The sequence below is a fragment of the Mesorhizobium sp. P2_E9 genome, from assembly GCF_056403815.1.
Genome location: NZ_JBFUET010000010.1, coordinates 229,924 through 245,360 on the forward strand (window position 1 = coordinate 229,924; position 15,437 = coordinate 245,360).

The window sequence follows — 15,437 nt, forward strand, 5'->3', positions numbered from 1 at the left end:
GAATGGGGGCCGAATGACCGAGAAGCTTAAGATTACCGCGATCAAGCCCTACCCAGTGTGGGTAGGAACGCGCAACCAGATGCTCGTCAAGATCGAGACCGACCAAGGCATCTTCGGCTGGGGCGAGAGCGGCTTGAGCGGCCGCGAGAGGGCGGTGACCGGCGCGGTCGAGCACTATCGCGAGTTTCTGATCGGCCTCGACCCCATGCAGATCGGGCGGATATGGCAGGAGGTTTATCGCAGCCAGTACTTCGAAGGCGGGCGCGTTCTGCAGGCGGCGATTTCAGCCATCGACATCGCGCTTCACGACATCAAGGGCAAGGCGCTGGGGGTGCCGGTCTACGAGTTGCTCGGCGGCAAGCAGCGCGACCGCATCCCCACCTTCGCATCGACCGGAGACGAGGCCGAGGGCGATGTTGCCATCGAACGAGCCCGGGAACTGCGCGCGCAGGGCTGGCAGGCAATCCGCTTCTTCCCCGCCGGGCAAAGCAGCCGAGACATCTTCGAACCGCGCGAGTCGATCGGCGCGACCGCTCGGATGTTGAACAAGGGACGCGAGGCGCTAGGCGACGAGATCGTCCTCGGCATCGACTATCATCATCGGCTGTCGGTGGCCGAGGCGGCGAGCTTCTGCAACAAGCTGGGCCGCGGCGTGCTCGATTTCTTAGAGGAGCCGATACGCGACGAGACACCAGAGGCCTACGAATCCCTGCGCACGATGACGGACATCCCGTTCGCCATCGGCGAGGAATTTGCCAGCAAATGGCAGTTCCTGCCCTACATCGAACGCGGCATCCATCAATTCAACCGGCTCGACATCTGCAATGTCGGCGGGTTCACCGAGGCGATGAAAGTCGCTGGCTGGAGCGAGGCGCACTATGTCGACCTGATGCCGCACAATCCCCTTGGCCCGGTGTGCACCGCCGCGACCATCCATCTCGGTGCGGCGGTGCCGAATTTCGCGTGGCTCGAGACCAGGGCGCCGGAAAGGAAGCTGGGCTTCGACAATTCCGAGTTCTTTCCCGTGCAACCACGGCTGGACGGCGCTGACTATCCGGTCAGCGACCTGCCCGGGCTTGGCGTCGAGGTCAACGAGGAGGCGATCCGGGCGCAGAGTTTCCGTTTCTGGGAAGCGCCCCACCTCAAGCGCCGCGATGGTTCTGTCACCAACTGGTAGTTCAATTCAACCGGAGTCCATCATGACGCATACCCCCGACATCACGCGGCCACCCAAGGACCTGATCGACGCCCTAAGGGAGATCGGCGCCGCGACGGTTGCCGGCACGCTCGGCCATATGGGCTTCCGCAATCCGCACATGGTTGGTCCGGTGGCCCAGAACCATGGGAAGTCGATCGTCGGGCCGGCGCTGACGCTGCAGTTCTTGCCGCAGCGGCCTGACCTCTTCAACGAGGGAGAATATGCCGATCCGGAAACGCAATTACACCGGCACGTGCTCTATCATGCGCAGGACGGCGATGTGGTCGTCGTCGACGCGCGCGGCGACATGAGCTCGGGCGTCTTCGGCGATATGATGTCGACCTATTTCAAGGGCAGAGGCGGCGCGGGCATCGTCATCGATGGATGCATGCGCGACCGACCGAATGTCGAGAAGCTCGATCTGCCGTTGTGGCTGCGCGGCTGGACGCCCAACTACCATGTGCAGACCAGCATCTATCCAAACGCCGTCAACGTTCCGATTGCCTGCGGCGGCGTCACCGTGATCCCCGGCGACATTATCGTGGCCGACGACGACGGAGTGGTGGTGGTTCCAGTCGCAATGGCCTCAAAAGTGATTGAAGAATCGCAGAAGCATCACGATTGGGAAGAGTTTTCGCGAGAGAAGCTCATGCAGGGCGCGCCGCTGCAACGCTACTATCCGCTGCATGACGATGCCCGCGCAGAATACGAGGCGTGGCGCAACGCGAAGCGCTAGCAGAACCAGCTGGCGTACGGATCACCAGCGCGTCTCGACCAGAACTTTGTGTACTTGGAGCGGTGCAACTTCAAACCAGGATGGGTGAACCGCTCCAAGTGCTTTCTGCTTGCAAAGCTCCCCCTTTGAACTGACCATTTATGCCCAACCGGAGGATCCGGTAGAGGTGTCGGCCGGCAAGGAGATCAATTTCTACGGCACCGTGTTCACGCAAGCCGCCGATTTCGGCCGGCTGATCGAGGTCGACCAGCAAAGTGCGGCCATCCATTTATCCGCTATCCGGCACGCCGCGGCACAAGGCGATTTCGTCATCGCCTATCTGCACCACCATCATTGGGAACCAGGGTGGCAGGACGTGCCGCGGTGGGTGCAGACCTTCGCGCGGATGTGCATCGACGCCGGCGCCAACCTCTTCGTCAGCCACGGCGCTCCAGTGCTGCAGGCCGTGGAAATCCACAATGGCGCGCCGATCTTCTACGGCCTCGGAAACTTCCTCTTCCACGTCCACCCAGACGAAATCGAATGGGATCCACCAGAAGTCTGGCAGAGCATCGTCGCCGCGTGCCGCTATGATGCGGGCGGAAACCTCGCAGGCATTGATCTCTTGCCCGTCGTGATCGGCGGGGAACCTCAGTCGCTCGGATCGACAACCGGCCGACTGGTGCCCATGGTCGCGACTGGAAACACTGCGCGAGACATCATCGAGGGATTCGCCACGCGATCGCGGGCGTTCGGCGTCGAGATCGAACTTTCCTCGACCTGCGGCCGCATCACTGCGCCCCTTGCCCGAAAATTCGGCTGATGAGGCCGGCGCCTGCACCGGTCAATTCGCCAGGGCCTTGAGCGTCTCGGGAACCGGATACCGGCTGCCATCGTAGCGCAGCCGGTAGGTTTTGCTTTCGGACTTTCCCGGATGCGATTCGCATTCGCCGTTGGCGTCAGGCGCGGGGTTGTCCGTATCGACCTGCTCGACGGCGGTGATGTCACTATAGCCACGGTGGCTTGTCGACCCCATCGACAAACTGACCTCGCTGGAATGAAAGGAGCCCGCGCAATTGGCGTCGCCCTCTCCGCCAGATCCCGAAACGACGAGGCCGTCGAGCATGACGCGCAGCATGCCCGCCACAAGCGCATAAAGCCTGAGGTCGGTTTCGCCGAAGGGATTTGGCTGTGACTGGTTTGCCATGGCGATGCGCAAGCCGAAGGCGGTGACATCTGGCGACAGCCTATAGCGGGCGGTATCGAACTCGATCTTCCGGATGGCGATGGCATCGTCGTTCAACAGCCCGGGCTGCAGCAGCCGCAGGCGCACCCGCAAATCCTTCCGGCTGACGACCAGGATTTCGATATCGCCAAAATGCCCGTCATCGGTGGACTGCGCACTGTCGATCAGAGGCACGGCGACCAGAAGCAGATCATCATGGGCGGGCCATGCCTTGCAGGTCAGGCCAAAAGGCGAGTCATCCGCAATCGCGCCAACCGAGATCCTGGTGTGTGGTTCGAGCGTGAACGAGGCGCCGTCGGCGCTTCTTGTGGCGGCAGGATAGGCCTGCCGCAAAAGAGTGTCGACATCGCCGCACTCGTCAGCCCGCGCCGCCGACATGCTGGCAGCGAGGCCAGCCGCAAGCAGGAAAGCGCTGGACAGTCGCATGGCGTATTTCGCCTCTGGGCGGGTTTGATCTGGCCTTCAATGCTCATACCTGCGTTTGGGCCATTCCGCGAGTGATGCGTCTCGTGATCATCAAACCAACAGACAAAACGGATCCACCGACTTCGGGGGGAACGCATTCCGCGATTGCCAGGAACGGCGCAGAGACACGCGCAACAAGTCGTCAAGCGATCTTGCGTTCGGCCGGCCCCGCTTCGCCCGCCGTCTTGCTGTTTGCATCTGATGATGCCAGCTCTTCCCCCAATGCGGCGATCAGCGCGGAGACGCGGCCGCGCACGCGCGGCGGCAGGATCATCAACCCTTCGATAAGACGCCGGCCTTCCGCGCTGGCGATGAAGTCCAGGCGCTCATCGACCGGCAGCGGCCGCGCCTCGACGCTCGTCTGGTCGTTTCCCGGCAGGCCTGCGAAGAAGCGGCCGACAGGGACGCCGAGCGAATTTGCGATCTCGTAAAGCATCGACGCGCTCACACGATTGCGCGCGTTCTCGTATTTCTGGAGCTGCTGGAAACTGATGCCTATCGATCGGGCAAGTTGGGCTTGTGATACGTCGGACTGGACGCGAACGGTCGCAATCTGCCTGCCGACATGCTGATCGGCGGGATGAGGGTCAGTGTCGATCTTTGGCTTCGGCCCGGTCCGAGGGAGGACGGAGCGTTGCGGTTTCAACAAGGCCTTTCGATCCTCCACTAGTCAGCCAGACAGAGAGTCTGTCGCCTACGCTCCGGGCTCTTCGCACCGACGTTATCTCCAGATCGAATCGCCATTTAATATACCTTATAGGGTGCAAAATGACCCTATAGGTGGCAAAAATCGGCCTGCCGATTGTGGTCTCATGGTCAGTCCACGACAGATTCGAGCCGCACGGGCTTTGCTTCAACCTCGAGGCCCGATCTTTGCTCCATAACCCTCATCAGTCCCTCCAACGACCACTTCGGGGCCGCAAGCGGACTATCCGCTTTGGGCATCGGACCTCGAAGAGCAGGCGCTGGAGTGACATTCGCCCTGAAGCGGTTCCCGCGGCCGGCCGCATCCTGGGCTCGACAAGATCGATCCTTCTGGCCGCGCTAAAGGAGGCCAGGAAGCGCCGGCATGTCTCGCTGCGCGCGCGACGATTTTCACGACGAGATCGTGCAGCCGGCAATACTTTCCACAGCGCGGCGCGCGCCGCCAGCATGGCGCCCAGGAATTCGGCCGTCGATATTCCCGGCCGATTGCACAGCTTGCTCATCAGTGACTTCGAGCGCCGGGGCCGCAGGCGCGTTCGGCCCCTCTTATGAAAGCATGACTGCCCGGTTTGCCTCCACGGAAGGCGGTGCCACGGAGCCCGGTTACTTTCCGCCCATCGATAAGCCCAGGCGCTGGAACAGTCGGGCCCAGGCGATCTGGCCGATGCTGAAATTTTCCAGCCGGAAGAATTCGTTCGGCGCATGGTAGTCCTCGTCGGAGGTCGAGAACGAGAAGAAGATTGTGCCGACGCCGAGATGCTCCTTGAAGACGCTGCCGATCGGGATCGTCGCGCCCATGGCAACCCGCAGCGATTTCGCGCCCATCATGTCGCCGAGCAGCGTCTCGGCGACGGCAAGCGCGGGCAGGCCGGGATCGATCGAGAACGCTTGGGTGCCCGGGCCGTGGCGGTTGACGTCAAGCGAATAGCCAGTCGGCAATTGTGCTTCGAGGTGGTGCCGGATCGCCTTGGCAACCTTGCCGGGCTCCTGCCCGGCGACGAGGCGGCAGGTGATCTTGGCGCCCGCCGACGACGGAATGACGGTCTTGGTGCCCGGTCCCGAATAGCCGCCGAATATGCCGTTGAATTCAAGTGTCGGCACCAGCCATTGACGAACCAGAAGGTCGTGGCCGGAGGGTTGTGGATCGGGCACCGGAGCGCCGATCCCGGCGAAGTAGGCAGCGGTATCGAAGCCGGCGGCATCGATCGCGTCGAGAATGGCTGGATCGGGCGATGTAACGCCGTCCATGAAGCCCGGGACGGTAACGGCGCCGTCGCTGTCGTGCAGGCTGGCCAGCATGGCCGCGAGCGCGCGAATGGGATTTGGCGCACTGCCGCCGTGGCGGCCAGAGTGAAGGTCCTTCGTCGCGCCCGTCACCACCACGTCGAGCGCGACCATGCCGCGGCTGGCCACGGTCATCGATGGCCGGTCGGCGCGCCACATGGCGCCATCGGCGGAGACAACGAGGTCGCAGGCTAGGCGCTGGCGCATCTTTTCGACCAGCGGCGGGAAATGCGGGCTGCCGGATTCCTCCTCGCCTTCGACCAGCATCTTGATGTTGAGCGGCAAGCGCCCGGCGGTCTTCAGGAATGCCTCGACGACGAGGATCGGGATCAGCATCGGACCTTTGTCGTCCGAGACGCCGCGCCCATAGAGGCGGTTGTCGCGCACAGTCGGCTCGAAGGGCGGCGTGATCCATTTCTCGACCGGATCCGGCGGCTGCACATCGTAGTGACCGTAGACGAGGATGGTCGGCGCGGCGGCGTCGCCGATGATTTCACCGAACACGGCTGGATGGCCGTCTGTCTCGACGATTTCGACGGTTGGGAACCCGGCCTGCGTCAGCCGCACGGCGACGAAGCTTGCCGCCTGGCGAATTCCGTCGCGATAGGCCGGATCGGTGCTGACGCTCGGAATGCGACAGAAGGCCTTCAAGTCTTCCAGTGCATCGTCGGCGTGGGCGACGAGATAGGCCTCGACGGCGCTCACTTTCCACCATCCACGCTGATCACCTGGCCGCTGACCCAGCCGGCGAAATCGGACGCGAAGAACATCACCATCGCGGCGATGTCGTCGGGTGAGCCAAGCCGTTTCATCGCGATGTTCTGGAGGAGCTTTTGCTGACCGTCCTCGCCCATCGCCTCCCATTGCCGCTCGGTGGTGGGATTGGAGCGCACGAAACCCGGTGCGACGTTGTTGACGGTGATGTTCCAGGGGCCCAGTTCATGCGCGAGCTGGCGCGTCAGCCCGATCTGGCCAGCCTTGGCGCTGGCATAGGCCTGGATGCCGGTGAGGCTGATGCCGAGCCCGGCGCCGCTGGAGATGTTGATGATGCGCCCATAACGGCGGCTTTTCATGCCCGGCGCCACAGCCTGCGTCAAGAAGAAGGCGCCGGAGAGATTGACGTCGAAAATGGTCTGCCAGTCGGCCTGCGAGATGTCCTCCAGCGGTCGGCCAACCTGCCCGCGCACGCCGCCAGCATTGTTGATGAGGATATCCACCGCGCCCGCATCGGCCTCGATCGCGCCGACGACCAGTTGTACAGCGCCGCGATCGCCGACATCGACGACATGCGGGCGGCAATTTTCGCCGCAGAGTTGATGGGTTTCCGCAAGGCCGGCGTCGTTGACGTCCAGGATATGAACCGCCGCGCCGCGTTCGGCGAACGCTTTGGCGATCGCACGGCCAAAGCCATGCGCGGCGCCGGTGACGATGACGGTTCGCTCGTCGAAGCTTATGTTCATTGGGCGCTTGCCGGAGTGCTCGGCATGACTTTGGCCAGTTCATCGAGATTGCTCAGAACGAGCCGCCGCTTACCGTCCTCGATCTCGTGGATCATCTCGACGGTGCGCGCCGTCAACGGCGTCGCGATACCGAGTTTTCGCCCGATCTCGACGATCGGGAAAATCTGCGCATCGACCTCCGTCTTGCGCTTGCGGATGGCGAGGTCGCGCCAGATGCCGGTGTGGGACTTCGCCGACCGACGGTTGTGCACGACCATCTCGTCAAAGGAGCGGTCGGTGGCGGCGGTGGATGAGCCGGGCGCGAAAGCGCCGGGGTCGAAGCCGTCGAATGCCTCTGCCCTGACGCCGTTCGCCTTGGCGACGGCGCCGACTTCCAGCCCCACCGCCGAGAGGACAGCGCGATAACGCCTGTCGGCAAACACGTCGGCGATGGCATCGTCGGTCAGCGCCGTGGCGAAGAGCAGCGCGCCGTAGATCATCTTGCCCCAGAGGTAGCCCCAGATGTTGTCGGTAAGCACTGCCTTCGGTTCGAAATCCTGCATCAGCCGGTAAAGCTCTGCGATACGCGGGGTGCGCTTACCGTCGAGTTCGCCGATGACCACCGCCCCATGGCCGCTGTAGTGGACGACGCCCGGCTCTAGATAATCCGCGCCGAAATTGACGAAACAGCCGATCGTGCGCTGGTTGCCGACGATTTCAGCGATGGTGAGTTCGTTCAACCCGTTCTGCGCCGAAACCACGCAGCCGCCATCGGCCAGATGAGGCAACAGCGCAGTCGCGGCAATGCGCGTATGGTGCGCCTTGACGCACAGGAAAATCCGCTCGAAACGGCCAGTTACGGCGGCAGGAAGGAAGGCCGGTGCCTTCACCACATCCTGAAGGATCGGCCCGGCGATGCGCAAGCCATCGGCGTTTATCGCCTTGACGTGGCCGACATCACTGTCGACGAAAGTGACGGCATGGCCGGCGCGGATGAAGGCGGCGCCAAGCGTGCCACCGATCGCCCCGGCACCCCAGATCAGGATCGGTCCGGTCTCCGTCATGACCATGGCCCTTCGAGCAGATCGCGCGTCTCCTTGACCGCGATGTCCCAGATCGCCTGCATCTCATCGTCCGGCCGCTCGTAGTAGCCCCCGAAATTGCCGTCGCCGAGATAGTCGCGAACAGCCATGGGCGACATCAACCTCATGCGGGCAAGGTCGATCATCGGCTTCTGCTGCGTTGGCGGTTTCACGCCGGCAAGCCGGGTCCAAGGGAAATTCTCCATCCAGGAGGCGTGCGAAGCGACTGGATCGATCTCCAGCACCTTGCTCATCGTTGCGGAGGCGGCCCACCAATTGTGGAACTTTATCGTGGTGTCCGGATTGTCGGCCATCCACTCGATGGCCAAAGAGCTTGCCGGCTGGTTGCCGCCATGGCCGTTGACGATCAGGATGCGCCGGAACCCCTGCCCGCGCAGGCCATCGAGAATGTCCCGCACGAGGCGTATGTAGGTTTCGGTGCGCAGGCTGATCGAGCCGGGATAGGCCATGAAATAGGGGGTCAGCCCATAGGCGACGACCGGAAATACCGGAATGCCAAGCGGCTCGGCCGCTTCCGTCGCGACGCGCTCGGAGAGTATAGAATCGACAGACAACGACAGCTGCGCGTGTTGTTCGGTGCTGCCTAGCGGAAGAACCGCGCGGTCGTCCTTGCCGAGATACTGCTCGACCTGCCGCCAGTTGCATTCGGAAATCTTCACGATGCCTTCCTCTCCTCGTCCGTTGCATTGATCAGCGGCACCAGCACACGCTCGATCTCGGCGGTGTCGGGGGCGTGCCGGTATTCGAACGCGGTGACGCCCGCCTGCAATTTCGTCAGGACGTCCTCGGCGCCGCTCGCGAACACCACGACATCGGAGCCACCGAGCAGTGCCTCCAGGTCCGGCGTTTCGAGCGTGGCACCGGTCAGATGCTCGACATGGGGGGCGAAGCGCTGAACGCCAGCCTTCATGATCGGCAGGAAATCCGGAAACCTGGATATGACCGCCACGCGCGCCAGCGAATCCAGCGCGGCCAGCGCCTTCCGCGTTTCTTCCGAAGGGATGAAGCTGATCGACACCACCTTGGTGTTGGTGACCAGCGACATCACCTCGCGCTGGCGATTGACGAAGGTGACGGCGAGATCGGCCGAGTTGGCGCGCGCCCGGGCGTCGGGATCCCGTTCGATGGCCGAGATCGTCAGCGGCTCGACGGTCACACCATTTCCGAGACGCGCGGCGATGAAGCGCGAATAGCTGGCCGTGGCGTCGGCGAACAGCCCGATCATGACGACCCTGGTCCGGGCACCTATGCTGTCGCGATAGAAGGCGCGAGCGCTGACCAGCGAGACGAGTTCGGCCGGCCGAATTCCAGCGGCTGTTCCGGCGTCAATCAGCGCGTCGATCCGCCTGTGCAACTCCGTCGCCTCCGGACGGGCGGCGAGGCGCGCGCGCCCACTGCCGGTGACGAAGGAGCCGGACCCGGGACGCGTCTCGATCATGCCTGAAGCCTTGAGGTCGCCATAGACCTGGCTGACCGTCATCGGGGCCACGCCGACGCGCTCGGCCAGTTCCCTGACCGACGGAAGCAACTCTCCCGGCACCAATTCGCCACAGGCGATGCCGTATTCGATCAGCCCCTGCAGCTGCGTTCGCAGCGGTACGGGCAGATCGCGGTCAACCGAGAACTCCATTCAGGTTAGTCCAATCAACTGTATCATCCACCTATAACGATTAGTCCGGCCGAACTTGGGTGACAAGCACGTTCTTGCGCCAGGACAGCGCTTCTAGTGGGATAATCCCGTTGACAGGATAGGCCACGCATGAAAACGTTATGGCCAACAAGAACACTTGAAAATTCCTCTGGAGATACGGGAGCCGTCATGAACACGCTCGTCAAGGCCGCGCTGAGTGCGGCACTTCTCGTTGGAACCAGCTACGGCGCGCTTGCGGTCGAACGCGGCGGCACGCTGAAATACGGCCGCTATGCCGACAGCCTCTTTCTCGATCCGGTGCTCAACGATGCCAATGTCGACATCTGGGTCCTGTCCAATCTCTACGACACGCTGATCCTGCCCACCGACGACGGCAAGGGCCTGAAGCCGGGCCTGGCGACGGACTGGAAGGTCTCCGACGATGGGCTTACCGTCACGCTGACACTGCGTGACGGCATCAAATTCTCCGACGGATCGCCGATCACCCCAGCCGACGTGCAATGGTCGCTGAAACGCGCCGCCGATCCGAAGAAAGGCATCTGGAATTTCCTGGTCGGCTCGATCCAGGACGTCGCCACCGAAGGCGATCACACCGTCATCATCAAGCTCAAGAACACCGATCCGGCGATCCTCGCCGCGCTCACCGTGTTCAACACCGCGATCCTGCCGATGAAGGCATTCGAAGCCTCAGAAGGGACGACCGACGAGGAAAAGGCGAAGAGCTTCTCGGCGCATCCGATCAGTTCCGGTCCGTTCGTCCTCAAATCCTGGGACCACGGCCAGTCGATGAAGTTGACACGTAATGAGAACTATTGGGCGAAGGGAGAGGACGGCAAGCCGCTGCCCTATCTCGACGGCATCGATTTCGAGGTGATCCCCGATGATGCCACCCGCATTCTGAAATTGCAGTCGGGCGAAATCGACGGCGCCGAATTCATCCCCTATGCGCGCGTCGACGAATTGAAGCAGGCCGACGGCATCGATATGAAACTCTACCCGTCGACCCGCGTCGAATACATCACCATGAACGTGCGCCCGAAGATCGGCGACAAGGACAATCCGCTGTCGAACGAAAAAGTGCGCCAGGCGATGAACTACGCGACCAACAAGGAGGCGATCATCCAGGTGGTGACCCATGGCGTGGGGTCGCAGATGACCTCGTTCATGTCCTCGGCGACGCCGCTGCACAAGGGTGACAAGCCGCTCTATCCATACGATCTCGACAAGGCCAAGCAGTTGATGAAGGATGCCGGCTTCGAGAATGGGTTCGAAACCAGCCTGCTCGTGCTTGCAGGCAACCAGGACGAGATCGGCATCGCCACTGCGGTGCAGCAGATGTGGGGGCAGATCGGCATCAAGCTCGACCTGCAACAGGTCGACAATCCAAGCCGCACGCAGCAATACCGCGACGGCACATTCACGATGCGCGAAGCGGCGTGGACCGATGATATCGCCGACCCGAACGAGATCGCTTCGTACTTCGTCTATTCGCCGACCATCGGCGCGCTGCACAGCGGCTGGAAGAACGAAGAGGCCGACAAGCTTTTCGAAGCCTCGCAGAAAGAGATCGATGCCGCCAAACGCGCCGATCAGTATGCCAAGATGCAGGACATCTACAACAGCAGCGGACCGATCGTCCCACTTTACGAAACCCCTTATCCGGTCGCGTTGAGCAAGAAGGTGCAAGGCTTCGTGCAGATCCCGCTCGGCAACAACATCTTTGGCGCCGCGTGGCTGCAGAAGTAGGCTGATCGCCTGAGGCGGCGAACGTCACGGCGTTCGCCGCTATCGTGCTCCTAGTCAACAAGGTCTGGATCGCCTCTTGCCACTGTTGGCCTTCATTTTCCGACGAGTTCTGCAGACCATTCCGACCATTGCCTTCATCTTGGTGGTCACCTTCATTCTCGTTCGGCTTTTGCCGGGCGATCCGGCCAGCGCAATGCTCGGCGACCGCGCCATCGACGCCGACGTCCAGCGCATCAATGCCAAGCTCGGGCTCGACCAGCCGATCCCCGTGCAGTTCCTCTACTTCACCAAGGCGGTCTTTACCGGCGATCTCGGCAATTCGATCGGCCTGAAGCTGCCGGTGATGGAGCTGATCTCACGCCGCCTGCCCGTCACATTGATGCTTACCGGAATGGCCGCCCTGATCGCACTGCTGGTGGCGGTGCCGCTGTCCTTCGTCGCGGCACTCAACCGTGGCGGCGCGCCGGACGCCATCATCCGCGGCACCTTCCAAATCGGCCTGTCCATGCCCGTCTTCTATGTCGGGCTGGTGCTACTGACCGTGTTTGCGGCAAAGTTGCGCTGGTTTCCGGTCGGCGGCTATGGCGAGAACTTCCTCGACGATCTCTATCATCTCTTCCTACCCGCCACGACGCTGGCTCTCAGCCTTTCGGCCGTCCTCATGCGCAATCTGCGCGCCGCCATCATCGGGGTGGTGGGCGCCGACTATGTCGACTTTGCCCGCGCCAAGGGTCTGCGCGCGAGGGTGATCATGGCGCGCCATGTCCTGCGCAATGCGCTGATTTCGACGGTCACGCTGTTCGGCCTGTCGATCGGCACGCTTCTCGGCGGCGCGGTTATCACCGAAACGGTGTTCGCGATTCCCGGCGCGGGGCGGCTGATGATCGAGGCCATCTATGGCCGAGACTATCCCGTCATCCAGGGGCTGACGATCGCGCTGGCGCTGCTCGTATCGTTCACCTTTCTCCTGACCGACATCGTCCAGGCCTGGCTCGATCCCCGGGTGGCGCGATGAGCGCGAGCGTGGTCCAGATCGCCTTGCCGGCGAAACGGCGCCGGGCAATGCCGGGCACCCTTGTGGGCGCGGTCATCGTGCTTGGCGCGAGCCTGGCCATGGCGTTCTTTCCAGGTCTCTTCGCGCCCTACGATCCGACTGCCTTCGACTACAACGCCATCATGCACGGGCCGAGTTGGGCGCACCCGTTCGGCACCGACAATTTCGGCCGCGACATGCTTTCGCGCGTCATCCACGCCTATCGCATCGACATGCAGATCGCGGTGTTTGCGACGACGGGCCCGTTCATCTTCGGCACAGTCGTCGGCGCCCTGGTCGGCTATGTGGGCGGCTGGGTGGAGGCGGTGTTCGGGCGTGTGGTCGATGCGGTCATCACCTTTCCGTTCCTGGTGCTGGTCATCGCCATCGTCTCGGTGCTCGGTCCCGGTCTCGGAAACATGTACATCGCCGTTGGTGTCGTCGGCTGGGTGTTCTATGCTCGGCTGGTCGCCGCGGAGATCAAGATCCAGCGCCGGCTCGATTATGCCGACGCGGCGCGAGGCATGGGCTACGGCCACATGCGCATCATCTTCCGGCATCTGTTGCCCAACGCGGTAACGCCGGCCGTCGTCTACTGGATGACCGACATGGCGCTCGCCATCCTGCTCGGCTCTAGCCTCGGCTATCTCGGTCTCGGCGCGCAGCCACCGGCGGCCGAATGGGGCGTGCTGATCGCCGACGGCAAGAATTTCATGACCACCGCATGGTGGGTGTCGGTCTTCCCCGGTATCGCAATCGTCATCACCGGTCTCGGCTTCAGCCTTGCCGGAGACGCGCTGGCCGATCTTCTGAGGGTCAACCGATGACGGCGCCGATGCCCGGCGTCGGCCTCAAGGTGCGCGGCCTCACCGCCACCTTCCTGACGCCACGAGGCCCGGTCACGGTTGTCGACGGCATCAATCTCGATGTCGCCCCGGGCGAAATCGTCGGCCTGGTCGGCGAGTCCGGATCGGGCAAGAGCATCACGCTGCGCTCGATCGCGCGGCTGGTGCACGAACCGGGCAAGGTGAGCGGACAGGTCGAGTGGCAGGGCCGCAATCTGCTGACGATGAGCCAGGCGGAGATTCGCAAGGTGCGCGGCGCAGAAATCGCGATGATCTTTCAAGAACCGATGACGGCGCTCAACCCGGTGCTGCCGGTCCGCCTGCAGATCGAGGAGAACCTTAGCGCCCACACCACACTCGACCGCCGCGGCCGCCATCAACGCGCGCTGGAACTGATGAACATTGTCGGCATTCCAGGCGCGGAGCGGCGGCTCGACGAATACCCGCACCAGTTTTCGGGTGGGATGCGCCAACGGGTGATGATCGCGATCGCGCTGGCCTGTTCGCCGAAACTGCTGCTCGCCGACGAACCGACAACGGCGCTCGACGTGACCATCCAGGACCAGATCCTGAAACTTATCCTCGACCTGCGCGATCGTTTCGGCATGAGCGTGGTGTTCGTAACCCACGATCTCGGCGTCGTGGCCGCGACCTGCGACCGCATGGCGGTGATGTATGCCGGGCGCATCGTCGAGACCGGCACGGTGACGCAGGTGTTCGCCGAGCCGCATCATCCCTATACGCGCGGGCTGCTCGGTTCCGTGCCGCGCATCGGCGCCGAGCGCAGCATGCTTTTGTCAATCGAGGGAACGCCACCGAGCCTGACCAATTTGCCGGACGGTTGCGCCTTTCATCCGCGCTGTTCCTTCGCCACGGATCGCTGCCGCGCCGAGCGCCCGCCGCTCGAAAGCTTCGCCACCGGCAGAGAGGTCGCCTGCTTCCACCATCGCACGGTGGCCACGATTTCCGAGGCAGCCTGATGCGGGAAATGCCGCTGATCTCCGTCGAAGGTGTCTCCAAGCAGTTCCGCTTTGCCCGGACCGCGTCCGACATACTCACGGGCAGACTTCCAGCCGCTGTCCATGCATTGAACAGTGTCGATCTGGAAGTGCATCGCGGCGAGACGCTCGGTATCGTTGGCGAATCCGGTTGCGGGAAATCCACGCTGGCGCGCTGTCTCGTGCGGCTCCTGGAGCCAGACGAAGGACTGGTGCGTTTCGACGGCAAGGATATCGGTCTGCTGCGCCCGGCGGAACGGCGCGACTTCAACCGCCGTGTTCAGATGATCTTCCAGGATCCCTACTCCTCGCTCAATCCGCGCATGTCGGTGCGACAGGTTCTGTCCGAAGCGCTGAGCGTCCATGCGATGCGGCCGAAGGCCGATATACCTGGGCGTATCACCGAGTTATTGGGCCTTGTGCGCCTCCCGGCGGACGCTGCCGACCGCTATCCGCACGAATTCTCCGGCGGGCAGCGCCAGCGCATCGGCATCGCGCGCGCTCTGGCTGTCGAGCCGGAGGTGTTGGTCGCCGACGAACTGGTCTCAGCGCTCGACGTCTCGGTGCAGGCACAAGTCATCAATCTTCTGCTGGACCTTCAGGAAAGGCTGAAGCTTACCGTTGTTTTCGTTGCGCATGACCTCAGGCTCGTACGTCACATCTCACACCGAGTCGCGGTAATGTACCTGGGCAAAGTGGTCGAGACCGGCCCAACGGAAGCGCTGTTCGCAGGGCCCCGGCATCCCTATTCGAAGGCGCTGCTCGATGCTGCGCCCGAGCTCGACCCATCGCGACGGACGCGCGTTGCGGCAGCACGTGGCGAACTGCCAAATCCGCTTGACCTGCCGGCAGGCTGCCTTTTCAACACGCGGTGTCCGTTCGCGTTCGAGCGTTGCTTTGCCGAGCGGCCCCATCTGTCCGCCCGAGGACCGGCTCACTTTGCTGCCTGTCACCTGACTGAATTCGGCAAACAGGCGCCCGAAACATCCGCAGCACAATGACCGGCTGA

The 15,437-nt window shown here is 63.0% G+C and carries 15 protein-coding genes; 8 read left to right on the forward strand and 7 right to left on the reverse strand.

All coding sequences use genetic code 11. The annotated features are described in order from the left end of the window. The first annotated feature begins 13 nt into the window (after positions 1-13). The 3 genes from AC1D05_RS20125 (at position 14) to AC1D05_RS20135 (ending at position 2,736) form a co-directional block, all read left to right on the forward strand. Positions 14-1,177 carry a mandelate racemase/muconate lactonizing enzyme family protein gene (locus AC1D05_RS20125; RefSeq protein WP_477443271.1) on the forward strand — a complete coding sequence of 388 codons (1,164 nt, stop codon included), beginning with the start codon at positions 14-16 and terminating at the stop codon, positions 1,175-1,177. 22 nt (positions 1,178-1,199) lie between these two features. Further along, positions 1,200-1,934, forward strand: coding sequence for a ribonuclease activity regulator RraA (locus AC1D05_RS20130; protein ID WP_477443363.1), 735 nt, complete (start codon positions 1,200-1,202; stop codon positions 1,932-1,934). A gap of 166 nt (positions 1,935-2,100) precedes the next feature. Continuing rightward, positions 2,101-2,736: a CapA family protein gene (locus AC1D05_RS20135; RefSeq protein ID WP_477443273.1), complete on the forward strand. Its 636-nt coding sequence runs from the start codon at positions 2,101-2,103 to the stop codon at positions 2,734-2,736. A gap of 21 nt (positions 2,737-2,757) precedes the next feature. Here AC1D05_RS20135 and AC1D05_RS20140 read toward each other — a convergent pair whose 3' ends face one another. From AC1D05_RS20140 to AC1D05_RS20170, 7 genes are all read right to left on the reverse strand, one after another. Further along, positions 2,758-3,585 (reverse strand): PA3715 family protein, encoded by an 828-nt coding sequence (locus AC1D05_RS20140; RefSeq protein ID WP_477443275.1) that lies wholly within the window; start codon positions 3,583-3,585, stop codon positions 2,758-2,760. 181 nt (positions 3,586-3,766) lie between these two features. Further along, positions 3,767-4,291 (reverse strand): helix-turn-helix domain-containing protein, encoded by a 525-nt coding sequence (locus AC1D05_RS20145; protein ID WP_477443276.1) that lies wholly within the window; start codon positions 4,289-4,291, stop codon positions 3,767-3,769. A 641-nt stretch (positions 4,292-4,932) separates the two neighbouring features. Further along, positions 4,933-6,318, reverse strand: coding sequence for a dipeptidase (locus AC1D05_RS20150; protein ID WP_477443278.1), 1,386 nt, complete (start codon positions 6,316-6,318; stop codon positions 4,933-4,935). Further along, positions 6,315-7,073: an SDR family NAD(P)-dependent oxidoreductase gene (locus AC1D05_RS20155; RefSeq protein ID WP_477443280.1), complete on the reverse strand. Its 759-nt coding sequence runs from the start codon at positions 7,071-7,073 to the stop codon at positions 6,315-6,317. The genes AC1D05_RS20150 and AC1D05_RS20155 overlap by 4 nt, the downstream gene beginning before the upstream one ends. Beyond that, positions 7,070-8,116, reverse strand: a complete 1,047-nt coding sequence (locus tag AC1D05_RS20160; RefSeq protein WP_477443282.1) for a ketopantoate reductase family protein — start codon at positions 8,114-8,116, stop codon at positions 7,070-7,072. The genes AC1D05_RS20155 and AC1D05_RS20160 overlap by 4 nt, the downstream gene beginning before the upstream one ends. Further along, positions 8,113-8,814 carry a creatininase family protein gene (locus AC1D05_RS20165; RefSeq protein ID WP_477443283.1) on the reverse strand — a complete coding sequence of 234 codons (702 nt, stop codon included), beginning with the start codon at positions 8,812-8,814 and terminating at the stop codon, positions 8,113-8,115. Before AC1D05_RS20165 ends, AC1D05_RS20160 begins: the two co-directional genes overlap by 4 nt. Beyond that, positions 8,811-9,785, reverse strand: coding sequence for a GntR family transcriptional regulator (locus AC1D05_RS20170; protein WP_477443285.1), 975 nt, complete (start codon positions 9,783-9,785; stop codon positions 8,811-8,813). Before AC1D05_RS20170 ends, AC1D05_RS20165 begins: the two co-directional genes overlap by 4 nt. A gap of 189 nt (positions 9,786-9,974) precedes the next feature. On the opposite strand from AC1D05_RS20170, the gene AC1D05_RS20175 reads away from it, so the two are divergent. The 5 genes from AC1D05_RS20175 to AC1D05_RS20195 all read left to right on the forward strand — a co-directional run bounded on the left by AC1D05_RS20175 (position 9,975) and on the right by AC1D05_RS20195 (position 15,429). Next, positions 9,975-11,552: an ABC transporter substrate-binding protein gene (locus tag AC1D05_RS20175; RefSeq protein ID WP_477443287.1), complete on the forward strand. Its 1,578-nt coding sequence runs from the start codon at positions 9,975-9,977 to the stop codon at positions 11,550-11,552. Positions 11,553-11,628: 76 nt separating this feature from the next. After that, positions 11,629-12,567 (forward strand): ABC transporter permease, encoded by a 939-nt coding sequence (locus AC1D05_RS20180; RefSeq protein ID WP_477443289.1) that lies wholly within the window; start codon positions 11,629-11,631, stop codon positions 12,565-12,567. Further along, on the forward strand, positions 12,564-13,412 hold the full coding sequence (locus tag AC1D05_RS20185; protein WP_477443291.1) for an ABC transporter permease: 849 nt from the start codon (positions 12,564-12,566) through the stop codon (positions 13,410-13,412). Before AC1D05_RS20180 ends, AC1D05_RS20185 begins: the two co-directional genes overlap by 4 nt. Then, the gene (locus tag AC1D05_RS20190) at positions 13,409-14,410 is read left to right on the forward strand and encodes an ABC transporter ATP-binding protein (protein WP_477443293.1); all 1,002 of its coding nucleotides are present in this window, start codon (positions 13,409-13,411) and stop codon (positions 14,408-14,410) included. The genes AC1D05_RS20185 and AC1D05_RS20190 overlap by 4 nt, the downstream gene beginning before the upstream one ends. Continuing rightward, positions 14,410-15,429: an ABC transporter ATP-binding protein gene (locus AC1D05_RS20195; RefSeq protein WP_477443294.1), complete on the forward strand. Its 1,020-nt coding sequence runs from the start codon at positions 14,410-14,412 to the stop codon at positions 15,427-15,429. The genes AC1D05_RS20190 and AC1D05_RS20195 overlap by 1 nt, the downstream gene beginning before the upstream one ends. Positions 15,430-15,437: the final 8 nt, after the last annotated feature.